We start from the raw sequence: 23,175 nt of genomic DNA, 5'->3' as shown, positions 1-23,175 counted from the left end.
AATGAAACTCTACAATCTGAAAGATCATAATGAGCAGGTCAGCTTTGCGCAGGCCGTTACGCAGGGACTTGGCAAGAATCAGGGACTCTTTTTCCCGCACGACCTGCCGGAATTTAGCCTGACTGAAGTTGATGAGATGCTGAATCAGGACTTTGTGAGTCGTAGCGCAAAGATCCTTTCCGCGTTTATCGGGGATGAGATCCCGCAGGAAATCTTAGAAGAGCGCGTTCGCAAGGCATTCGCTTTTCCGGCGCCGGTGCGTCAGGTGGAAGGCGATGTCGGGTGCCTGGAGTTGTTCCACGGCCCGACGCTGGCCTTTAAGGATTTTGGCGGTCGCTTTATGGCGCAAATGCTGACGCACATCAGCGGCGACAAACCGGTGACTATCCTGACAGCGACCTCTGGCGATACCGGCGCGGCAGTTGCTCACGCATTCTATGGCCTGAAAAATGTACGCGTCGTGATCCTCTACCCACGCGGCAAGATCAGCCCGTTGCAGGAAAAACTGTTCTGTACGCTGGGCGGCAACATCGAAACGGTTGCGATTGACGGTGATTTCGATGCCTGCCAGGCGCTGGTAAAACAGGCGTTTGATGATGAAGAACTGAAGGCGGCGCTGGGGCTGAATTCGGCGAACTCCATCAACATCAGCCGTCTGCTGGCGCAGATTTGCTATTACTTTGAAGCGGTCGCTCAACTGCCGCAGGACGCGCGTAATCAGTTAGTGATTTCCGTGCCCAGCGGTAACTTTGGCGACCTGACGGCGGGGCTGTTGGCGAAGTCGCTCGGCCTGCCGGTGAAACGCTTTATCGCCGCCACTAACGTCAACGATACGGTGCCGCGCTTCCTGAAAGAGGGGCAGTGGTCGCCGAAAGCGACGCAGGCTACCTTGTCGAACGCGATGGATGTCAGCCAGCCCAATAACTGGCCGCGTGTGGAAGAGCTGTTCCGCCGTAAAATCTGGCGTCTGACGGAGCTGGGCTACGCTGCGGTTGACGATGAGACGACGCAGGAGACCATGCGCGAACTGAAAGCGGCAGGTTATACCTCTGAACCGCACGCTGCCGTGGCGTACCGCGCGCTGCGTGATCAACTGCACCCGGGGGAGTATGGCTTGTTCCTCGGGACTGCGCATCCGGCGAAATTCAAAGAGAGTGTGGAGGCGATTCTTGGTGAAACATTGGATCTGCCAAAAGAGCTGGCGGATCGTGCCGATCTGCCGCTGCTCTCGCATAATCTGCCTGCCGATTTTGCCGAATTGCGTAAGCTGATGATGACACGCGGCTAACGGTTGTGCCCGGTGGCGCTTCGGGGCTATTGTAGGCCGGATAAGGCGTTAGCCGCCATCCGGCTTTTTTATGGAGAAAATAAGGAGAAATTTAGCAGGTAAAAAGGAGTAATTCTCAATAAATGCGGTAACTTAGAGATTAGGATTGCAGAGAATAACAACCCGCGTTCTCATCAAGTAATCTCCTTTCATCGACCCAAATCGGGCAATGGTAAAAAGGAGTACCTCATGAACAAGTTGAAACCCGTGCTTCTTGCACTTTCCATGATGCTGGTGGCTCCCCTCGCAGCACAGGCTGCCGAAATTACTCTCGTACCGGCAGTTAAACTTCAGATTGGCGATCGCGATAACCACGGTAATTACTGGGATGGCGGTCACTGGCGCGACCACGGCTGGTGGCAGAAGCATTATGAGTGGCGAGAAAATCGCTGGCAGCCGCATGGACCACGTCCGCAACCGCATCATAATAAGCATGACGAGCATCGTCATGATGATCGCCGCGACGACCACCGTCATTAAGTACGCAGGCCTGATAAGCGTAGCGCTATCAGGCAGTTATGCGGTTTTAGCGCCGGATAGTGACAAAAGGCGTCTTATCCGGCCTGCGCTTCAGGGCATCAGTTTTGCTCGTGGCGTTTAAACACCAGTTCGCCTTTTCCTGACGCTTGCTCATCATAGAAATAGCCTTCGCTGTTAAATGCGGTGAGCTGTTCCGGCTTCGTCAGCCGGTTTTCAATGATGTAACGGCTCATCAGGCCGCGCGCTTTTTTGGCGTAGAAGCTGATAACTTTGAATTTGCCGTTTTTCTCGTCAAGGAACACGGGCTTGATAACCTCCGCATTCAGCTGCTTCGGCTTCACGGATTTATAATATTCATCCGAGGCCAGGTTGATGACGATTTTATCGCCTTGCGCAGCCAGCGCTTCGTTCAGCTTATCGGTAATCACATCGCCCCAGAACTGATAAAGGTCTTTCCCTTTGGCGTTCTCAAGGCGAATGCCCATCTCCAGACGGTAAGGCTGCATCAGATCCAGCGGACGCAGGACGCCGTACAACCCGGAAAGCATACGCAAATGCTGCTGCGCGAAATCAAAATCGGCTTCGCTGAACGTTTCCGCTTGTAGTCCGGTATAGACGTCGCCTTTAAACGCCAGAATCGCCTGGCGGGCGTTTTCAGGGGAGAAGTCAGGCTGCCAGTCATGAAAACGGGTGGCATTCAGATCGGCCAGTTTGTCGCTAATGCCCATCAGCTTGCCAATCTGCGGCGCCGAGAGCTTGCGCGCCTCGCGGATCAACTGCTGGGAGTAATCCAGCAGTTCAGGCCGCGTATAGCGCGTCGTGGCCAGCGGGCTTTGGTAATCGAGCGTTTTTGCAGGTGAAATCAGAATCAGCATATCCAGTCCTTGCAGGAAATTTACTGCGACTTTAGCAAAAAAACCGACCGATTTGATCGATGGTTGTGATTGCCGCGCTAGTGACGCGGCAACTCATCCCATGTATCCGGCGCCAGTTGCTGCTCAATTTCAGGGTAGCGGAACGGGTCGAACACGGGTTGTACGCCGAGCTTACGCTGTCGTAGATAGTCGCTGGCGATCGTATGCACCACCGGCGAGAGCAGCAGAATCGCCGTCAGGTTGGTGATGGCCATACAGGCCATAATAATGTCGGCCAACTGCCAGACGAGCGGAAAGCTGAGTAACGTGCCCGCCACGACCATCCCGACGGTGATAATACGCAGCGCCCAGCGCATTCGCAGACTGTCCAGACGCAGAAAAATCAGGTTATTTTCGGCGTAAACGTAGTTGGCGACAATCGAGCTGAAGGCGAACAACACCACAATAAACGCGACAAGGCTTGCGCCCCATTCGCCGGTTAGTGAAATCATTGCCTGTTGCACCAGCTGGATGCCTTCCGTTGGCATATGCGAGGCGCCATTGCCTGCCAGCAGAATAATCATTGCGCTGGCGGTGCAGATAATAATGGTATCGGTAAAGACGCCGATCATCTGCACAATTCCCTGCGCGGCAGGGTGCGGCGGCCAGGATGAGGCGGCGGCCGCAATGTTAGGCGCAGAACCCATTCCCGCTTCGTTGGAGAACATGCCGCGCTGGAAACCGCTGGTAATCGCCTGGCTGAGCGTATATCCGGCCGCCCCGGCAGTGGCTTCCTGCCAGCCGAATGCGCTTTTCACAATCGATGCGATAATGTCGGGCAACTGTTCAATGTGCCAGAGGCAAATCACTAAACCGGTGAGCGTCCACAGAAGAGCCATTGCAGGGACGAACCATTGCATGAGTTTTGCGACATCTTTAATGCCGCGAACGATGACAAAAAAGGCCGCCAGCGCCAGCACGATACCGGAGATAATGGGCGGTATGTCAAAGGCAAAAGCGAGCGCCCGCGAGACGGAGTTCGCCTGTACGCTATTAAAAATCAGACCATACGCAATGAGTAAGAAAATCGCGAAGAGAACGCCCATCCAGCGCATACCCAGACCACGCGCCATATACCATGCCGGGCCGCCGCGATACTGTCCTGTGCTGTCGCGCTCTTTGTAGAGCTGGGCCAGAGAGCATTCGGCAAACGAGGTCGCCATGCCGATAAGCGCAGATACCCACATCCAGAATACGGCGCCTGGCCCGCCTGCGGCGATAGCCAACGCAACGCCTGCCAGGTTACCGCTGCCAATACGCGCGGCAAGGCTGGTACACAGCGCCTGAAATGACGTTAGCCCGCCCGGCTGGGGATGTATGCTGTTTTTAAGACTTTTGCCAAACTGGCGGATATAGCGAAACTGAACGAATCCGGTACGGTAAGTAAACCAAAAACCTGCACCAAGCAGGAGGTAGATCATTACCGATCCCCAGAGTATTTCATTAATAAAGGCGAAGAAATCAGGCATTAACATCCCTCTTGTTGATGCCGGTACGCTTTTGGGTTCCAGTGTAAGCGTTACCAATTCACGAACAGTATAGACCCTGTCAGGCTATTGAATGGGGGGAGTCTACCATACTATATGGCAATATCCTTTAATTGCGCGCAGCCCTGGCGAGGGGCCGAAAAGGGGCAAACAAAGAGGGGAGTGGGATAACCGCATTGTCTGCGGTTGCGCTGTGAGTGCGTCGTGTTATCATCAAGGCAGACCGGTTACATCCCCCTAACAAGCTGTTTAAAGAGAAACACTATCATGACGGACAAATTGACCTCCCTTCGTCAGTTCACCACCGTGGTGGCCGACACCGGAGACATCGCGGCAATGAAGCTGTACCAGCCGCAGGATGCCACAACCAACCCTTCTCTCATTCTTAACGCAGCACAGATCCCGGAATACCGTAAGCTGATTGACGATGCCGTTGCCTGGGCGAAACAGCAGAGCAGCGATCGCGCGCAGCAGATTGTTGACGCGGCCGACAAGCTGGCGGTGAACATTGGTCTGGAGATCCTGAAACTGGTTCCGGGCCGTATCTCCACCGAAGTTGACGCTCGTCTGTCCTACGACACCGACGCGTCTATCGCCAAAGCAAAACGCATCATCAAGCTCTACAATGACGCGGGCATCAGCAACGATCGCATCCTGATCAAACTGGCGTCTACCTGGCAGGGGATTCGTGCTGCTGAACAGCTGGAAAAGGAAGGTATCAACTGTAACCTGACTCTGCTGTTCTCCTTCGCGCAGGCGCGTGCTTGTGCGGAAGCGGGCGTATACCTGATCTCTCCGTTCGTGGGCCGTATTCTTGACTGGTACAAAGCCAATACCGACAAGAAAGAGTACGCTCCGGCAGAAGATCCGGGCGTGGTTTCCGTTACGGAAATCTACGAATACTACAAACAGCACGGTTATGAGACAGTGGTGATGGGTGCGAGCTTCCGCAACGTCGGCGAAATTCTGGAGCTGGCGGGTTGCGATCGTCTGACCATCGCTCCGGCGCTGCTGAAAGAGCTGGCGGAAAGCGAAGGCGCTATCGAACGTAAACTGTCCTTCTCTGGCGAAGTGAAAGCGCGTCCAGAACGCATCACCGAGTCTGAGTTCCTGTGGCAGCACAACCAGGACCCGATGGCGGTAGACAAACTGGCGGACGGTATCCGTAAGTTTGCTATTGACCAGGAAAAACTGGAAAAAATGATCGGCGATCTGCTGTAATCATTCGGCGTGACCAGACAGGTTTCTGGTCACGCTACCTCTTCTGAAACCTGTCTGTCCTTCCCTTTGCAGTGTATCATTCTGTTTAACGAGACTGTTTAGACGGAATAATCATGAACACCTTACGTATTGGTTTAGTTTCCATTTCTGACCGCGCGTCCAGCGGCGTATACCAGGATAAAGGCATTCCTGCTCTTGAAGAGTGGCTGGCCTCCGCGCTGACTACCCCTTTTGACGTGCAAACCCGACTGATCCCGGATGAGCAGGCGATCATTGAGCAAACGCTGTGTGAGCTGGTGGATGAAATGAGCTGTCACCTGGTACTGACGACGGGCGGTACGGGGCCAGCGCGTCGTGATGTCACGCCTGACGCGACTCTGGCCGTCGCCGACAGAGAAATGCCCGGCTTTGGCGAGCAGATGCGCCAGATCAGCCTGCACTTTGTTCCTACGGCGATCCTTTCCCGCCAGGTTGGTGTGATCCGTAAGCAGGCGCTGATCCTGAACTTACCGGGGCAGCCAAAATCCATCAAAGAGACCCTGGAAGGGGTGAAAGATGCCGAGGGTAAGGTTGTCGTGCCGGGAATTTTCGCAAGCGTACCGTATTGTGTACAGTTGCTTGAAGGGCCTTATGTGGAAACCGCAGCGGAAGTGGTAGCATCTTTCCGCCCGAAAAATGCCAGACGCGACATAAACGCCTGAAGTTGGCCTTTCTGTGACATAAATTACGCAGGTGGTGGAGTATTGAATTGTTTACGATATAGTAATTTTTGATTTACACATATCGATAAGCGCCCTCAATAACTCCACTGACTCATGGTTTGCTATGTCACGACACACACGACCTCTGAATCGCCAGGATTATAAGACTCTTTCACTTGCCGCTCTCGGCGGCGCGCTCGAGTTTTACGACTTCATCATCTTTGTTTTCTTCGCAGCGGTTGTGGGCGAACTATTTTTCCCCGCCGATATTCCTGAGTGGCTTCGTCAGGTTCAGACGTTTGGGATCTTCGCCGCCGGTTATCTGGCGCGCCCGCTGGGCGGCATTATCATGGCGCACTTTGGCGATCTGGTAGGGCGCAAGAAGATGTTCACCCTGAGTATTCTATTGATGGCTGTTCCAACGCTGGCGATTGGCTTGCTGCCGACTTACGCCTCAATGGGCATCCTTGCGCCGTTGTTATTGCTGCTGATGCGTATTTTGCAAGGCGCAGCGATTGGCGGCGAAGTGCCGGGAGCGTGGGTGTTTGTGGCTGAACATGTGCCGGAGCGCCGTATCGGCATCGCCTGCGGCACGCTGACTGCGGGACTGACGGTCGGTATCCTGCTTGGCTCTGTCGTGGCGACGCTGGTGAATACCAGTATGACCCAGCAGGCGGTGCATGATTATGGCTGGCGTATTCCCTTCCTGCTCGGCGGCGTATTTGGTCTGATTGCGATGTATTTACGTCGTTGGTTGCAGGAAACGCCCATCTTCCTTGAAATGCAGCAGCGCAAAACGCTCGCGCAGGAATTGCCCGTCAAAGCGGTAGTGGTGAAACATAAAAAAGCGGTGGCGATTTCGATGCTGCTGACCTGGTTGTTATCGGCCGGCATTGTCGTCGTGATTTTGATGTCGCCGGTCTGGTTGCAAAAGCAGTACGGGTTTGCGCCCGCGTTAACTTTACAGGCAAATAGCGTGGCGACCATTATGCTGTGCGTGGGATGCCTGCTGGCAGGGTTCATTGTCGATCGGGTTGGCGCCAGCAAAACCTTTATTGTAGGCAGTTTTCTGCTGGCCTGCTCAAGCTGGATCTTCTATCACCTGTCTGGCGCGCATCCCGAGCAGTTGTTTTTATTATACGGGCTGGTGGGGCTGTGTGTTGGTGTTGTTGGCGCGGTGCCGTACGTAATGGTGCGAGCCTTCCCGGCGGAAGTGCGTTTCACCGGCATCTCTTTTTCTTACAACGTCTCGTATGCCATTTTTGGCGGCCTGACGCCAATTGCGGTCACCATGTTGATGGGCGTGTCGCCAATGGCACCGGCCTGGTATGTGCTGGCGTTGTCACTGGTGGGGCTGGGGTTGGGCGTCTGGTTGCGACAGGATATTTATTATCGCGATGCGGATGTGCAGGCAGAATTACAACAGTTGTAAAAATTATCCCCCCGGTCGGGGGGATAACGGAAGATTAGTGCGCTTCACCGATTGGCAGGATGGTGCGGCCAAACTGTTCGTTCAGCACTTCGCCCATCGCCAGGTAAATGGCGCTGGCGCCACACACTAAGCCAATCCAACCCGCAACGTGGATTACCGCTTCGTTACCCGCGATGTTGCCGAAGGCCAGCAGGGCGAACAGTACGGTCAGGCTCAGGAAGACAAACTGTAGTGCGCGAGCGGCTTTCAGCGTGCCAAAGAACATGAACAGTGTGAACACGCCCCACAGCCCCAGGTAGGCGCCCAGGAACTGCGCGTTCGGCGCTTCTGTCAGACCCATTTTCGGCATTAACAGGATCGCGACCAGCGTCAGCCAGAAAGAACCGTAAGAGGTAAATGCGGTTAAGCCGAAGGTGTTGCCTTTTTTATATTCCAGCAGGCCAGCAAAAATTTGCGCGATACCGCCGTAGAAAATGCCCATCGCCAGAATAATGCCGTCTAAAGCGAAGAAACCCGCGTTGTGCAGGTTAAGCAGAATGGTGGTCATGCCGAAGCCCATCAGGCCCAGCGGAGCCGGGTTAGCCAACTTAGTGTTGCCCATAATTCCTCAAAATCATCATTAATCGAATGGTGAAATAGTTTCCCCGAACAACCGATACCGTATTCGGGGCGCGGCATGATAATCAGGGGAATAGAGGCTGTCTATGATCTAATAGGGGGAAAATGAAATATTTCCCCTTGTGATGACGATCACGGAAGAAAAAGGCTTAACCGTTGCGCCGGCAGAGGTGTTTTCCATATGCCCGGTGAAGAAAATTATCGTTTTTCGCAAAAAAAATTTTTCATGCCCCCCTTGATGACGTGGGTTACGACCCCATCTTGTAGTCAACCGCAGTGAGTGAGTCTGAAAAAAAACGATTCAGGGTAGTTGAAACCGCACGTTTCGCCCTTATTACAGATTCACAACCACATGATGACCGAATTTTTAGTGGAGACGTTTAGATGGGTAAAATTATTGGTATCGACCTGGGTACTACCAACTCTTGTGTAGCGATTATGGATGGCACAACTGCACGTGTGCTGGAGAACGCCGAGGGCGATCGCACCACGCCTTCTATCATTGCTTATACCCAGGATGGTGAAACTCTGGTTGGTCAGCCGGCTAAACGTCAGGCAGTGACAAACCCGCAAAACACCCTGTTTGCGATTAAACGCCTGATTGGCCGCCGCTTCCAGGACGAAGAAGTTCAGCGTGACGTTTCCATCATGCCGTACAAAATCATCGGCGCCGATAACGGCGACGCATGGCTTGATGTGAAAGGTCAGAAAATGGCACCGCCGCAGATCTCTGCTGAAGTGCTGAAAAAAATGAAGAAAACCGCAGAAGATTACCTGGGCGAACCGGTAACTGAAGCTGTTATCACCGTACCTGCTTACTTCAACGATGCTCAGCGTCAGGCAACGAAAGATGCCGGTCGTATCGCAGGTCTGGAAGTAAAACGTATCATCAACGAACCGACCGCCGCCGCGCTGGCTTATGGTCTGGATAAAGAAGTCGGCAACCGTACTATCGCGGTTTACGACCTCGGTGGTGGTACTTTCGATATCTCTATTATCGAAATCGACGAAGTTGACGGCGAAAAAACCTTCGAAGTTCTGGCAACCAACGGTGATACCCACCTGGGTGGTGAAGACTTCGACAGCCGTATGATTAACTACCTGGTTGAAGAATTTAAGAAAGATCAGGGCATTGACCTGCGTAACGACCCGCTGGCGATGCAGCGTCTGAAAGAAGCGGCAGAAAAAGCGAAAATCGAGCTTTCTTCCGCACAGCAGACCGACGTGAACCTGCCGTACATCACCGCAGATGCCACCGGTCCGAAACACATGAACATCAAAGTGACTCGCGCGAAACTGGAAAGCCTGGTCGAAGACCTGGTGAACCGTTCCATCGAGCCGCTGAAAGTCGCGTTGCAGGATGCTGGCCTGTCTGTATCTGATATCAACGACGTTATCCTCGTTGGTGGTCAGACGCGTATGCCGATGGTGCAGAAAAAAGTGGCGGAGTTCTTTGGTAAAGAACCGCGTAAAGACGTTAACCCGGACGAAGCTGTTGCTATCGGCGCAGCGGTGCAGGGCGGCGTACTGACCGGTGATGTGAAAGACGTTCTGCTGCTGGACGTTACCCCGCTGTCTCTGGGTATCGAAACCATGGGCGGCGTAATGACGGCGCTGATCAGCAAAAACACCACTATCCCGACCAAGCACAGCCAGGTGTTCTCTACCGCTGAAGACAACCAGTCTGCGGTAACCATCCATGTGTTGCAGGGTGAGCGTAAACGCGCGTCTGATAACAAATCTCTGGGTCAGTTCAACCTGGATGGCATCAACCCGGCGCCGCGCGGTATGCCGCAGATCGAAGTCACCTTTGATATCGATGCTGACGGTATCCTGCACGTTTCCGCGAAAGACAAAAACAGCGGTAAAGAGCAGAAGATCACCATCAAGGCTTCTTCTGGTCTGAACGAGGACGAAATTCAGAAAATGGTTCGCGATGCTGAAGCGAACGCAGAATCTGACCGTAAGTTCGAAGAGTTGGTTCAGACGCGCAACCAGGGCGACCATCTGCTGCACAGCACGCGTAAGCAGGTTGAAGAAGCGGGCGATCAGCTGCCAGCAGACGACAAAACGGCTATCGAGTCTGCACTGAGCGCGCTGGAAACGGCGCTGAAAGGCGAAGACAAAGCGGCTATCGAAGCTAAAATGCAGGAACTGGCGCAGGCTTCCCAGAAACTGATGGAAATCGCTCAGCAGCAGCATGCACAGCAGCAGGCTGGCGGCGCTGACGCTTCTGCAAACAACGCGAAAGATGACGATGTTGTCGACGCTGAGTTTGAAGAAGTGAAAGACAAAAAATAATCGCCCTTTGAACGGGTAAAATACTGGCACGGGCGAAGAGGGTTCCTCTCCGCCCGTGCACGCATGTTAGGGGCAGATAAAAACAAGATGGCTAAGCAAGACTATTACGAGATTTTAGGCGTTTCCAAAACAGCGGAAGAGCGTGAAATCAAAAAGGCGTACAAGCGCCTGGCCATGAAATATCACCCGGACCGTAACCAAGGTGATAAAGAGGCCGAGGCCAAGTTCAAAGAGATCAAGGAAGCCTACGAAGTTCTGACCGATGCGCAAAAACGTGCGGCATACGATCAGTACGGGCATGCCGCGTTTGAACAGGGCGGTGGTGGATTTGGCGGCGGCGCTGACTTCAGCGATATCTTTGGTGACGTTTTCGGCGATATCTTTGGCGGCGGACGTGGTCGTCAGCGCGCAGCGCGTGGTGCTGATTTACGTTACAACATGGATCTCACCCTGGAAGAAGCCGTACGTGGCGTGACCAAAGAGATCCGTATTCCGACGCTGGAAGAGTGCGACGTTTGCCACGGCAGCGGTGCGAAAGCAGGTACTCAGCCGCAGACCTGTCCAACCTGTCATGGCTCCGGTCAGGTGCAGATGCGTCAGGGCTTCTTCGCCGTGCAGCAAACCTGCCCGCACTGTCAGGGGCGCGGTACGCTGATTAAAGATCCGTGCAACAAATGCCACGGTCATGGCCGCGTAGAGAAAACCAAAACCCTGTCGGTTAAAATTCCGGCGGGTGTGGACACAGGCGATCGTATTCGTCTCTCCGGCGAAGGTGAAGCGGGCGAGCATGGCGCGCCAGCGGGCGATCTGTACGTTCAGGTGCAGGTGAAGCAGCACCCGATCTTCGAGCGTGAAGGCAACAACCTGTATTGCGAAGTGCCGATTAACTTTGCAATGGCGGCGCTAGGTGGTGAGATTGAAGTCCCGACGCTGGATGGCCGTGTGAAGTTGAAAGTGCCGCACGAAACGCAAACCGGCAAGCTGTTCCGTATGCGCGGAAGAGGCGTGAAATCCGTACGCGGCGGCGCACAGGGCGATTTGCTGTGCCGTGTTGTGGTCGAAACGCCGGTAGGTCTGAACGAGAAGCAGAAGCAGTTGCTGAAAGATCTGCAAGAAAGCTTCGGTGGCCCGACAGGCGAGAAAAACAGCCCGCGTTCGAAGAGTTTCTTCGACGGCGTGAAGAAGTTCTTTGACGATTTGACGCGTTAATCACCGCTGTCACATTGCATAAAAAGCCCGGGATTGCACAATCCCGGGCTTTTTTGTTTGTCGGCGGTGATGATTTTATTTCGTAAAAACCGAACATTTCACCATAAATAATCTAATTTTAACGATAGATCATGCGAGGTAAGATAGACGCCACGAGGTTTGATTATATTGAGAGAATAAAAAGTGAAACACCTGCATCGTTTTTTTAGCAGTGATGCCTCCGGGGGCATCATTCTCATTATCGCCGCCGTGCTGGCTATGCTGATGGCGAACAGCGGATTCACCAGCGGATGGTATCACGCCTTTCTGGAGACGCCCGTTCAGCTGCGGGTTGGGGCGCTTGAGATCAACAAAAATATGCTGCTGTGGATCAACGACGCGCTAATGGCGGTATTTTTCCTGCTGATTGGTCTGGAGGTCAAGCGCGAGCTTATGCAGGGCTCGCTTGCCAGTTTACGTCAGGCGGCGTTTCCGGTGATTGCCGCCATTGGCGGTATGATTGTTCCGGCGCTGCTCTATCTGGCTTTTAACTATTCCGACCCGATTACGCGCGAAGGCTGGGCGATCCCGGCGGCAACGGATATTGCTTTTGCGCTGGGCGTATTGGCCTTGCTGGGCAGCAGGGTGCCGCTGGCGTTGAAGATATTCCTGATGGCGCTGGCTATTATTGACGACCTGGGCGCGATTGTGATCATTGCGCTGTTCTACACCAGCGATCTTTCGATGGTCTCGCTGGGAGTTGCGGCATTTGCGATTGTGCTTCTGGCCGTGCTGAACCTGTGTGATGTCAGACGAACAGGGGTTTATATCCTGGTCGGCGTGGTGCTGTGGACTGCCGTATTGAAATCTGGTGTCCATGCCACTCTTGCCGGGGTGATCGTCGGCTTCTTCATCCCATTGAAGGAGAAGCATGGTCGTTCTCCGGCGAAGCGTCTGGAACATGTGCTGCATCCGTGGGTGGCGTATCTGATTCTGCCGCTGTTCGCCTTCGCCAATGCGGGCGTCTCGCTACAGGGGGTGACGCTTGACGGGCTGACCTCAATACTCCCGCTGGGAATCATTGCCGGGTTGCTGATCGGTAAACCGCTGGGGATTAGCCTGTTTTGCTGGCTGGCGCTGCGTCTCAAACTGGCGAAGTTGCCGGAAGGAACACGTTTTCAGCAAATAATGGCGGTCGGTATTCTGTGCGGGATCGGTTTTACGATGTCGATTTTCATCGCCAGTCTGGCGTTTGGTAGTGTAGATCCGGCACTGATTAACTGGGCGAAGCTGGGGATTTTGATTGGTTCTCTGCTTTCGGCAGTGATCGGCTATAGCTGGCTGCGTACACGTTTAAGCCCGGTGGTCTGAGCGGGGTCAGAGGGTTGGGGGGCTGATGTGGCCCCCCTTGCGACACAGATCAGGGAGAGGAGTGAGCATGTCTCATATTAACTACAACCATCTTTATTATTTTTGGCATGTGTATAAAGAAGGTTCCGTTGTCGGGGCGGCAGAAGCGCTTTACCTGACGCCGCAAACCATCACCGGTCAGATCAAAGCCCTTGAGGAGCGCTTGCAGGGAAAATTATTCAAGCGTAAAGGGCGTGGGCTGGAGCCCAGTGAATTAGGGGAACTGGTGTTTCGCTATGCGGACAAAATGTTTACCTTAAGCCAGGAAATGCTGGATATCGTTAACTATCGCAAAGAGTCTAACCTGCTGTTTGATGTCGGCGTGGCGGATGCGTTGTCAAAACGTCTGGTCAGCAATGTGCTGGATGCGGCCGTGGTTGACGACGAACAAATTCATTTGCGCTGTTTTGAATCCACCCATGAGATGCTGCTTGAGCAGCTTAGCCAGCATAAGCTGGATATGATTATCTCGGATTGCCCAATCGACTCTACTCAGCAGGAAGGGCTGTTTTCGGTGAAGATAGGTGAATGCAGCGTGAGCTTCTGGTGTACGAAACCGCTGCCTGCAAAACCCTTCCCGGCGTGTCTGGAAGAGCGTCGGCTGCTGATCCCTGGCCGTCGCTCTATGCTCGGTCGCAAATTATTAAACTGGTTTAATTCGCAGGGCTTAAATGTCGAAATCCTCGGCGAGTTTGATGATGCGGCGCTGATGAAAGCGTTTGGCGCTACCCACAATGCGATTTTCGTCGCGCCGACGCTCTATGCGCATGACTTTTACGCCGATGAGTCGATCGTTGAGATTGGCCGTGTGGAAAACGTCATGGAAGAGTATCACGCCATTTTTGCCGAGAGGATGATTCAGCACCCGGCCGTACAGCGCATTTGTCACGCGGATTACTCGGCGCTATTTAGCCACAAAGGGTAAGCGCTACAGGCCGGGTAAGGCGTTTGCCCGCCATCCGGCAGACATAAAAAAACCCGCTTGCGCGGGCTTTTTTACAAAGCTGATAACAAGCGGGCGATTAAGCCAGTTTGTTGATCTGTGCAGTCAGGTTTGCTTTATGACGTGCAGCTTTGTTTTTGTGGATCAGACCTTTAGCAGCCTGACGGTCCACGATCGGTTGCATTTCGTTAAATGCTTTCAGTGCAGCAGCTTTGTCGCCAGCTTCGATAGCTGCGTATACTTTCTTGATGAAAGTACGCATCATAGAGCGACGGCTTGCGTTGTGCTTACGAGCCTTTTCAGACTGAACGGCGCGCTTCTTAGCTGATTTGATATTAGCCAAGGTCCAACTCCCAAATGTGTTCTATATGGACAATTCAAAGGCCGAGGAATATGCCCTTTTAGCCTTCTTTTGTCAATGGATTTGTGCAAATAAGCGCCGTTAATATGGCGGCACTCGTTACGTAGTGATGGCGCAGGATTCTACCAGCTTGCGGGTCGTGAATACAGCTTTTCCACGATAAAAATTACATTGAATGGGCAGTTTCTTGTTCTGATTTGCCCCATAACAATGAAAACAATCTTCTTTATGTTTCACAGGGGCAATCGTCGGTTAACCTTGACCGCTGTACAAGGTATACTCTGACGATTTTCACTGTTTTGAGCCAGACATGAAGCTGATACGCGGCATACATAATCTCAGTCAGGCCCCGCATGGGTGTGTGCTGACTATTGGTAATTTCGACGGTGTGCATCGTGGCCATCGTGCATTGCTGCAGGGCTTGCGGGAAGAAGGGCGCAAGCGGGGTTTACCAGTGATGGTAATGATTTTCGAACCGCAGCCGCTGGAACTCTTCGCTACGGAAAAGGCCCCTGCGCGCCTGACCCGCCTGCGGGAAAAACTGCGTTACCTGGCGGAATGCGGCGTGGACTACGTGCTGTGCGTACGCTTCGATCGCCGCTTTGCCGCCCTGACCGCACAAAACTTTATCAGCGATCTGCTGGTGAAGCGTCTCGGCGTGCGGTTCCTCGCTGTCGGTGATGATTTCCGTTTTGGCGCTGGTCGCGAAGGCGATTTCTTGTTATTACAGAAAGCCGGAGCGGAGTACGGTTTTGACATCACCAACACGCAGACCTTTTGCGCAGGTGGCGTACGAATCAGCAGTACGGCCGTGCGTCAGGCGCTGGCGGAGGACAACCTGCCGCTGGCTGAAAGTTTGCTGGGGCATCCGTTTACCATTTCCGGGCGTGTCGTCCACGGCGATGAGTTAGGGCGCACCATTGGTTTCCCGACGGCGAATTTACCGCTGCGTCGTCAGGTCTCCCCGGTAAAAGGGGTTTATGCGGTGGAAGTGATGGGGCTGGGTGATAAACCCATGCCTGGCGTTGCCAATATCGGCACGCGTCCGACAGTGGCAGGCGTACGCCAACAGTTAGAAGTGCATCTGCTGGACGTTGTAATGGACCTCTATGGTCGCCATATAGATGTAATACTGCGTAAAAAAATACGCAACGAACAGCGATTCGCATCGCTGGATGAACTAAAAGCGCAGATTGCGCGTGATGAGTTAACTGCCCGCGATTTTTTTGGGCTATCAAAACCGGCTTAATGCCTATACGAGTTTTAAATACGGAACCGAGAATCTGATGAGTGACTATAAATCAACCCTGAATTTGCCGGAAACAGGGTTCCCGATGCGCGGCGATCTCGCCAAGCGTGAACCGGGAATGCTGGCGCGTTGGACCGATGATGACCTGTACGGCATCATTCGTGCGGCCAAAAAAGGCAAAAAAACCTTCATTCTGCATGATGGCCCTCCTTATGCGAATGGCAGCATTCATATTGGTCACTCGGTTAACAAGATTCTGAAAGACATTATCGTGAAGTCCAAAGGACTCGCGGGATTTGACTCGCCTTACGTTCCGGGCTGGGACTGCCACGGTCTGCCGATCGAGCTGAAAGTCGAGCAGGAATACGGTAAGCCGGGCGAAAAATTCACGGCTGCGGAATTCCGTGCGAAGTGTCGCGAATACGCCGCCACCCAGGTTGACGGTCAGCGTAAAGACTTCATCCGTCTGGGCGTGCTGGGCGACTGGTCGCATCCGTATTTGACGATGGACTTCAAAACTGAAGCCAACATCATTCGCGCGCTGGGTAAAATCATCGGCAACGGCCATCTGCATAAAGGCGCGAAGCCGGTGCACTGGTGCGTGGACTGCCGTTCCGCGCTGGCGGAAGCGGAAGTTGAATATTATGACAAAACGTCTCCGTCTATCGACGTGGCGTTCCACGCCGCTGACCAGGATGCGGTGAAAGCGAAGTTTGGCGTTTCCAGCGTCAACGGCCCGATCTCGCTGGTTATCTGGACCACCACCCCGTGGACGCTGCCTGCGAACCGCGCGATCTCTCTGGCGCCGGATTTTGATTACGCGCTGGTACAAATTGACGGCCAGGCGCTGATTCTGGCGAAAGACCTGGTGGAAAGCGTGATGCAGCGCCTTGGCGCGGCTGACTATACCGTCCTCGGCACCGTAAAAGGTGCGGAGCTGGAGCTGTTGCGCTTTACCCATCCGTTTATGGACTTCGACGTTCCGGCGATCCTCGGCGATCACGTCACGCTGGATGCCGGTACGGGGGCGGTGCATACCGCGCCTGGTCATGGCCCGGACGACTATGTCATCGGTCAAAAATACGGTCTGGAAACCGCTAACCCGGTCGGACCGGACGGCGCTTACCTGCCAGGCACGTATCCGACGCTCGATGGCGTGAACGTTTTCAAAGCGAACGACATCGTCGTTGCGCTGCTGCGTGAAAAAGGCGCGCTGCTGCACGTTGAGAAGCTGCAACATAGCTATCCGTGCTGCTGGCGTCACAAAACGCCGATCATCTTCCGTGCGACGCCGCAGTGGTTCGTCAGCATGGATCAGAAAGGCCTGCGCGAGCAGTCGCTGAAAGAGATCAAAGGCGTACAGTGGATCCCGGACTGGGGTCAGGCACGTATTGAATCAATGGTTGCGAACCGTCCTGACTGGTGTATTTCCCGTCAGCGTACCTGGGGCGTGCCGATGTCTCTGTTCGTACATAAAGACACCGAAGAGCTGCACCCGCGCGCCATCGAACTGATGGAAGAAGTGGCGAAGCGCGTTGAAGTGGACGGCATTCAGGCATGGTGGGATCTCGATCCGAAAGAGATCCTCGGCGACGACGCTGACCAGTACGTAAAAGTGCCGGATACGCTGGACGTCTGGTTTGACTCCGGTTCGACACACGCTTCTGTGGTCGATGTGCGTCCTGAGTTTGCCGGTCATGCGGCGGATATGTATCTGGAAGGTTCCGACCAGCATCGCGGCTGGTTCATGTCCTCCCTGATGATCTCCACTGCGATGAAGGGCAAAGCGCCGTACCGTCAGGTACTGACCCACGGCTTCACCGTGGATGGTCAGGGCCGTAAAATGTCCAAATCCATCGGTAACACCGTTTCTCCGCAGGATGTGATGAACAAACTGGGCGCGGATATCCTGCGTCTGTGGGTGGCGTCTACCGACTACACCGGCGAAATGGCCGTTTCCGACGAGATCCTGAAACGCGCTGCCGACAGCTATCGTCGTATCCGTAACACCGCGCGCTTCCTGCTGGCGAACCTGAACGGGTTTGATCCGGTAAAAGATATGGTGAAACCGGAAGAGATGGTGGTGCTGGATCGCTGGGCGGTGGGCTGCGCGAAAGCGGCGCAGGACGATATCCTGAAAGCCTACGAAGCCTATGATTTCCACGAAGTGGTACAGCGTCTGATGCGCTTCTGCTCCGTTGAGATGGGCTCGTTCTACCTCGACATCATCAAAGACCGCCAGTACACCGCGAAAGCCGACAGCGTGGCGCGTCGTAGTTGCCAGAGCGCGCTGTACCATATCGCAGAAGCGCTGGTGCGCTGGATGGCGCCGATCATGTCCTTCACCGCAGATGAAATCTGGGGTTATCTGCCAGGCGAGCGTGAAAAATATGTCTTCACCGGTGAGTGGTACGAAGGGCTGTTTGGCTTAGGCGAAACCGAAGCGATGAATGACGCTTACTGGGACGAGCTGCTGAAAGTGCGTGGCGAAGTGAACAAGGTTATCGAGCAGGCGCGTGCGGACAAGAAAGTCGGTGGTTCTCTCGAAGCGGCAGTCACCCTGTTCGCTGAACCGGAACTGGCGGCGAAGCTGACTGCACTGGGCGATGAATTACGATTTGTCCTGTTGACCTCTGGCGCGAAAGTCGCTGACTATGCGGAGGCTTCTGCTGATGCGCAGCAGAGCGAACTGCTCAAAGGGCTGAAAGTCGCGTTGAGTAAAGCCGAAGGTGAGAAGTGCCCACGCTGCTGGCACTACACCACGGATGTCGGCAAGGTAGCGGAACATGCAGAGATCTGCGGCCGCTGTGTCAGCAACATCGCCGGTGATGGCGAAAAACGTAAGTTTGCCTGATGAGTAAGCCTCTTTGTTCAACAGGACTGCGCTGGCTGTGGCTGGTGGTAGTCGTGCTGATTATCGATTTAGGCAGCAAGTACCTGATCCTCCAGAACTTTGCTCTGGGGGATACGGTGTCTCTGTTCCCGTCGCTTAATCTGCACTACGCGCGTAACTATGGTGCGGCGTTTAGCTTCTTAGCCGACAGCGGCGGCTGGCAGCGCTGGTTCTTTGCCGGTATCGCCATCGGTATTTGCGTTATCCTGATGGTGATGATGTATCGCTCGAAGGCGACGCAAAAGCTGAATAACATCGCCTATGCGTTAATCATTGGCGGTGCGCTGGGCAACCTGTTCGACCGCCTGTGGCATGGCTTTGTTGTCGATATGATCGACTTCTATGTTGGCGACTGGCATTTCGCCACCTTTAACCTGGCCGATAGCGCGATTTGTATCGGTGCGGCGTTGATTGTGCTGGAGGGTTTCCTGCCGAAAAAGCAGGCGTAATAAAATGCCGGATGGCGGCGTAAGCGCCTTATCCGGCCTACAAAATAGCGCGATTCTTGTAGGCCCGGTAAGCGTAGCGCCACCGGGCAAACAGGTGACCCAAAACAAGTGAGCAAACCTGCATGTCTAAATCAGTACAGAGTAACAGTGCGGTGCTGGTGCACTTCACCTTAAAGCTTGACGATGGCTCTACCGCTGAGTCAACGCGTAACAATGGTAAGCCAGCGCTATTCCGCCTGGGTGACGGCTCCCTGTCTGAAGGGCTGGAGCAGCATCTTCTGGGACTGAAAGACGGCGACAAAACCACGTTTTCTCTGGAGCCGGATGCCGCGTTTGGCGTACCGAGCCCGGACCTGGTTCAATACTTCTCTCGCCGCGAGTTTATGGACGCGGGCGAGCCTGAAGTGGGGGCAATTATGCTCTTTACCGCAATGGACGGCAGTGAGATGCCTGGCGTGATCCGCGAAATTAATGGTGACTCGATTACCGTCGATTTCAACCATCCGCTGGCCGGGCATACCGTTCATTTTGATATTGAAGTGCTGGAAATCGATCCGGCACTGGAGGCGTAAAATGCAGATCCTGTTGGCCAACCCGCGCGGCTTTTGCGCAGGTGTAGACCGCGCTATCAGCATTGTAGAAAACGCGCTGGCTATTTACGGCGCGCCAATTTATGTCCGTCACGAAGTGGTGCACAACCGCTACGTGGTGGATAGCCTGCGTGAGCGCGGGGCGATTTTCATCGAGCAGATCAGTGAAGTGCCGGACGGCGCGATCCTGATTTTCTCCGCACACGGTGTTTCCCAGGCGGTACGTAACGAGGCGAAAAGCCGCGATCTCACCGTTTTTGACGCCACCTGTCCGCTGGTAACAAAAGTGCATATGGAAGTGGCGCGCGCCAGTCGTCGCGGCGAAGAGTCAATCCTGATCGGCCATGCCGGGCACCCGGAAGTGGAAGGGACGATGGGGCAGTACAGCAACCCGGAAGGGGGCATGTATCTGGTCGAGTCGCCGGACGACGTTCTGTCGCTTGATGTCAAAAACGAAGGCAAACTCTCCTTTATGACCCAGACGACGCTCTCCGTCGATGACACGTCTGATGTGATTGACGCGCTGCGTCAACGCTTCCCGAAAATTGTCGGGCCGCGTAAAGATGACATTTGCTACGCCACGACGAACCGCCAGGAAGCGGTGCGCGCGCTGGCGGAACAGGCCGATGTTGTGCTGGTGGTCGGTTCGAAAAACTCCTCCAACTCCAACCGTCTGGCTGAACTGGCGCAGCGTATGGGGAAAGCGGCGTTTCTGATCGACGATGCCACCGACATCCAGGAAGCCTGGGTGAAAGAGGCGAAGTGCGTTGGCGTGACCGCTGGCGCTTCCGCACCGGATATTCTGGTGCAGAATGTGATCGCTCGCCTGCAAGAGCTTGGCGGCGGCGAAGCCATTCCGCTGGAAGGCCGCGAAGAGAACATTGTTTTCGAAGTGCCGAAAGAACTGCGTGTGGATGTTCGTGAAGTAGAGTAATTACGCTTTGACGCCGGTCTGCTATCCGACCGGCATCTTTTATGCCATTACGTTTCGCTCAGGCGATACATCCTGCGCGGATGTCCTGGCTTGCCATACAGCATCTCGACGCGAAGAAACCCCGTCTCGACACCGTGTTCAACATAGCGGCGTGCCGTGGTTTTACTTAACCCCGTTCCGGCAACCACATCGTCAACGGAGAAGCTGCGCGTGCTGTTTTCTGTAAAAAGCTTCTGCACCAGCGCCAGCGTGATTTCTTCAATCCCCTTACTGCCATTCTCCTGACGGTAATTCTTCGCCTGTAACAGGTAGAGTGAATCGACGTTTTGCTGATCGACAATTTTCCATACCCGTTGCTGCTCGGCAAACTGGACAAAACGTTCCAGCGACTGGCTGAGCCGTTTCCACGAGATTGGCTTCAGGATATAGTCAAACGCGCCGTTGCGAATCGCCAGGCTACAGGTATCCATATCACTGGCGGCAGTAATAAAGATCACTGAGCAATTCGTGTTCATGACTAACGGATCGCTGATGAGCGTAATACCCTTACCATCCGGTAGATAGTTGTCCAGTAGCAGTAGCTGAGGCCGCAGCTGGTTGAGTTTTTGCCGGGCATCGGCAAGCGTGGAGGCAATGCCTGCCAGTCGGAGTCTCGGATGTTTGTCGATCAGTTCAGCGTGCAGCTGCGCCAGTTCGTTCTCGTCCTCAACGATCAGGACATCGATAAGTTCAGGTTGCATAATCGGTACCTTCCAGTTCCTGTACGGGACTGCGGGAAATTCCCGTAGCGGGAATAAACAACGTAAATATGGCGCCGCGCGGCGAATTATCAGCGACTTCTATCACCCCTCCCGCCTGAGTGACATAACTTTCAATCAGATACAATCCAATGCCATGATCGCCCCGGGTTTTCGTGGTGACGCCACGTTCGAAAATATGCTCGCGAATCTCCGGTTTGATACCGACTCCCTGATCGGCCACTTCGATAATCAGCTCATGCTCGTTGAGTCTGATCAGCACGTCCACTGGCGCATGCGGTAATGGCGATCGCTGCGTTGCTTCGATCGCGTTATCGAGTAAATTGCCCAGGATCGAAATCAGTTCTGATTCTGCAAGTGGCGGAAAAGGCCCATCCATCCGGCAACTGGGATCGAAATTCAGTTCCACCCCTTTTTCACCCGCTCTTGCCGCTTTACCTAACAGCAGGCCGCACAACGTCGGTGAACTGAAGCGCGATGAGATAAAGTCCAGCAGCTCCTGGGCATGTTCTGACTGAGCCTGAATATAATCAATGGCTTCATTGTAACGACCCATATGCAGTAAACCAGAAAGGGTCGTCATGCAATTGAGCTGCTCGTGGCGCATGATGCGCAAATTATCTACGTAACGTTTTACCTGGCTTAGCTGAGCGCTCAAACTGTCTATTTCATTGCGATCGCGGAAGGTTATCACCCATCCCTGAAGCGAGTTCTCCAGCATGATGCGCACCCGGCTGGCGATAACCGTCAATTCATTGAAACGGCAGATTTCATCATGAGTGTCATTCTTCAGCATCACTTCTTTAAGGAAGAAGGGGGATGGCGTAATCACTTCGGTAATGTGTTGACCGCGTATCGCCTGCGCAGGCTGGCCTAAACCCAGCAGCTCGCGGGCAGCCTGATTGATCACCTCAATGTGCAAATTATTATCAATGGCGATTACCCCTTCATAAATCGATTCCATCATCGCTTTTTGCTGACGAACCAGCAGGCCTATCTCTCGCGGCTCCAGTGAAAAAATCTGTTTTTTAATACTGCGGGTGAAGAACCAGGAAAAGACAAAAAGGGATATCAGCAGCAGGATGGCGGCAACCAGGATACTGACGGCTTTATTCACCGTAATGGTGTTGAGGTAACTGGTGAGGTATCCAACGGAGACGATACCAATAACCTCGCCCTGATCGTCAACAATGGGCGCTTTACTGCGCAGGGAGATGCCCAGGCCGCCACGGCGAATTGTCGTGGTGCTCTTTCCGTGAAGCACTTCAGTGTTATCGTCGCCAACCAGCTTTTTTCCTACTCTGTCGGCATAAACCGAATGAAACAGATGGATGCCTTCTTTATCTCCGATAACAATAAAACTGGCGTCGCTATGCGCGGCTATTTTTTGCATAAATTGATGAATCGCCGTGGTATCTCTTTCCACGACTTCTTTTCGCAAATTCGGAATAAGCGCAATTTCTTCCGCCTGTATTTTCGCCCTGGCTCCCATCTCCTGATAAAGCTGCTTTTCTACGTGCATATAATAGTATCCACCCAGTAAGGCAAATAATATGGAGAAAAAAGCAATCAGCGATATAAACAGTTTGATCTGAAATGAAACTTTCATAATGTTCAGGCATCGTCATCAGGGATACGTCACTGTATCATCTTTTGGCCTGAATGAAGCGATTTTGCCAGAAACCTGTGATCTTTTGCACAGCAGAATATATTGCGGTAGGCAGCGCGCAGGCGCAACGATGTTACCAAACGTTGCTTTAAATACGCACTGAAAAGAAACCATAAAAACCACAGCGTTAAATAAGAGATAAATCACATAAAATAATAGAAACCATTAAAACTATAGAGACCATTAAAACTTCTTTTTGAATTCGTCAGCACTCACACAAAGTAAATATTGAAGCCCATAAACTAACCCT

21 protein-coding genes are annotated in these 23,175 nt (G+C 53.6%); 15 read left to right on the top strand and 6 right to left on the bottom strand.

The genetic code is table 11. The features are described 5' to 3' along the window. Position 1 precedes the first annotated feature (1 nt). Complete coding sequence (gene thrC, locus OGY62_RS18935; RefSeq protein ID WP_049010528.1) at positions 2-1,288, top strand: threonine synthase; 1,287 nt, start codon at positions 2-4, stop codon at positions 1,286-1,288. 228 nt (positions 1,289-1,516) lie between these two features. Next, complete coding sequence (locus OGY62_RS18930) at positions 1,517-1,807, top strand: DUF2502 domain-containing protein (RefSeq protein WP_012134167.1); 291 nt, start codon at positions 1,517-1,519, stop codon at positions 1,805-1,807. Positions 1,808-1,905: 98 nt separating this feature from the next. Here OGY62_RS18930 and yaaA read toward each other — a convergent pair whose 3' ends face one another. Both yaaA and OGY62_RS18920 read right to left on the bottom strand, forming a co-directional pair. Further along, a complete protein-coding gene (yaaA, locus tag OGY62_RS18925; protein ID WP_047459033.1) occupies positions 1,906-2,682 on the bottom strand; it encodes a peroxide stress protein YaaA in 777 nt (258 codons plus the stop codon). A gap of 77 nt (positions 2,683-2,759) precedes the next feature. Then, entirely contained in the window at positions 2,760-4,190 is a 1,431-nt protein-coding gene (locus OGY62_RS18920) for an alanine/glycine:cation symporter family protein (protein WP_275147751.1), read from the bottom strand. Positions 4,191-4,475: 285 nt separating this feature from the next. Here OGY62_RS18920 and tal point away from each other — a divergent pair, with 285 nt between their 5' ends. The 3 genes from tal to OGY62_RS18905 all read left to right on the top strand — a co-directional run bounded on the left by tal (position 4,476) and on the right by OGY62_RS18905 (position 7,562). Further along, positions 4,476-5,429 carry a transaldolase gene (tal, locus tag OGY62_RS18915; RefSeq protein WP_012134163.1) on the top strand — a complete coding sequence of 318 codons (954 nt, stop codon included), beginning with the start codon at positions 4,476-4,478 and terminating at the stop codon, positions 5,427-5,429. A 113-nt stretch (positions 5,430-5,542) separates the two neighbouring features. Then, the gene (mog, locus tag OGY62_RS18910; protein ID WP_012134162.1) at positions 5,543-6,130 is read left to right on the top strand and encodes a molybdopterin adenylyltransferase; all 588 of its coding nucleotides are present in this window, start codon (positions 5,543-5,545) and stop codon (positions 6,128-6,130) included. A 124-nt stretch (positions 6,131-6,254) separates the two neighbouring features. Next, complete coding sequence (locus tag OGY62_RS18905) at positions 6,255-7,562, top strand: MFS transporter (RefSeq protein WP_012134161.1); 1,308 nt, start codon at positions 6,255-6,257, stop codon at positions 7,560-7,562. Positions 7,563-7,596: 34 nt separating this feature from the next. Here OGY62_RS18905 and satP read toward each other — a convergent pair whose 3' ends face one another. Beyond that, on the bottom strand, positions 7,597-8,163 hold the full coding sequence (gene satP, locus OGY62_RS18900) for an acetate uptake transporter (RefSeq protein WP_012134160.1): 567 nt from the start codon (positions 8,161-8,163) through the stop codon (positions 7,597-7,599). 401 nt (positions 8,164-8,564) lie between these two features. Between satP and dnaK the strand changes: the two genes are divergently transcribed. The 4 genes from dnaK to nhaR all read left to right on the top strand — a co-directional run bounded on the left by dnaK (position 8,565) and on the right by nhaR (position 14,004). Then, entirely contained in the window at positions 8,565-10,481 is a 1,917-nt protein-coding gene (dnaK, locus tag OGY62_RS18895; protein WP_012134158.1) for a molecular chaperone DnaK, read from the top strand. An 87-nt stretch (positions 10,482-10,568) separates the two neighbouring features. Beyond that, entirely contained in the window at positions 10,569-11,690 is a 1,122-nt protein-coding gene (gene dnaJ, locus OGY62_RS18890; protein ID WP_286460401.1) for a molecular chaperone DnaJ, read from the top strand. 183 nt (positions 11,691-11,873) lie between these two features. Then, the gene (nhaA, locus tag OGY62_RS18885; RefSeq protein WP_012134155.1) at positions 11,874-13,040 is read left to right on the top strand and encodes a Na+/H+ antiporter NhaA; all 1,167 of its coding nucleotides are present in this window, start codon (positions 11,874-11,876) and stop codon (positions 13,038-13,040) included. A gap of 67 nt (positions 13,041-13,107) precedes the next feature. Continuing rightward, a complete protein-coding gene (nhaR, locus tag OGY62_RS18880) occupies positions 13,108-14,004 on the top strand; it encodes a transcriptional activator NhaR (protein WP_012134154.1) in 897 nt (298 codons plus the stop codon). A 97-nt stretch (positions 14,005-14,101) separates the two neighbouring features. Here nhaR and rpsT read toward each other — a convergent pair whose 3' ends face one another. Continuing rightward, positions 14,102-14,365: a 30S ribosomal protein S20 gene (rpsT, locus tag OGY62_RS18875; RefSeq protein ID WP_001518655.1), complete on the bottom strand. Its 264-nt coding sequence runs from the start codon at positions 14,363-14,365 to the stop codon at positions 14,102-14,104. Positions 14,366-14,467: 102 nt separating this feature from the next. Between rpsT and OGY62_RS18870 the strand changes: the two genes are divergently transcribed. The 6 genes from OGY62_RS18870 (at position 14,468) to ispH (ending at position 20,498) form a co-directional block, all read left to right on the top strand. Beyond that, entirely contained in the window at positions 14,468-14,668 is a 201-nt protein-coding gene (locus tag OGY62_RS18870; RefSeq protein WP_049008862.1) for a DUF2575 family protein, read from the top strand. Between the two features lie 25 nt (positions 14,669-14,693). Further along, the gene (gene ribF / locus OGY62_RS18865; protein ID WP_115182015.1) at positions 14,694-15,632 is read left to right on the top strand and encodes a bifunctional riboflavin kinase/FAD synthetase; all 939 of its coding nucleotides are present in this window, start codon (positions 14,694-14,696) and stop codon (positions 15,630-15,632) included. A gap of 37 nt (positions 15,633-15,669) precedes the next feature. Beyond that, positions 15,670-18,486, top strand: coding sequence for an isoleucine--tRNA ligase (gene ileS / locus OGY62_RS18860; protein WP_286460400.1), 2,817 nt, complete (start codon positions 15,670-15,672; stop codon positions 18,484-18,486). Next, positions 18,486-18,974 (top strand): signal peptidase II, encoded by a 489-nt coding sequence (lspA, locus tag OGY62_RS18855; protein WP_047459022.1) that lies wholly within the window; start codon positions 18,486-18,488, stop codon positions 18,972-18,974. The genes ileS and lspA overlap by 1 nt, the downstream gene beginning before the upstream one ends. A gap of 122 nt (positions 18,975-19,096) precedes the next feature. After that, positions 19,097-19,546, top strand: coding sequence for an FKBP-type peptidyl-prolyl cis-trans isomerase (gene fkpB / locus OGY62_RS18850; protein WP_012134150.1), 450 nt, complete (start codon positions 19,097-19,099; stop codon positions 19,544-19,546). Position 19,547: 1 nt separating this feature from the next. Then, positions 19,548-20,498, top strand: coding sequence for a 4-hydroxy-3-methylbut-2-enyl diphosphate reductase (gene ispH, locus OGY62_RS18845; RefSeq protein ID WP_012134149.1), 951 nt, complete (start codon positions 19,548-19,550; stop codon positions 20,496-20,498). Positions 20,499-20,545: 47 nt separating this feature from the next. Here ispH and OGY62_RS18840 read toward each other — a convergent pair whose 3' ends face one another. Further along, on the bottom strand, positions 20,546-21,238 hold the full coding sequence (locus OGY62_RS18840) for a response regulator (RefSeq protein ID WP_049010161.1): 693 nt from the start codon (positions 21,236-21,238) through the stop codon (positions 20,546-20,548). Then, positions 21,228-22,865, bottom strand: a complete 1,638-nt coding sequence (locus tag OGY62_RS18835) for an ATP-binding protein (RefSeq protein ID WP_049010162.1) — start codon at positions 22,863-22,865, stop codon at positions 21,228-21,230. The genes OGY62_RS18840 and OGY62_RS18835 overlap by 11 nt, the downstream gene beginning before the upstream one ends. Positions 22,866-23,175: the final 310 nt, after the last annotated feature.

Source organism: Citrobacter sp. CK198 (assembly GCF_030333295.1).
GTDB classification, from domain to species: Bacteria; Pseudomonadota; Gammaproteobacteria; order Enterobacterales; family Enterobacteriaceae; genus Citrobacter_B; species Citrobacter_B koseri.
This window is presented reverse-complemented; position numbering and strand designations above follow the sequence as displayed.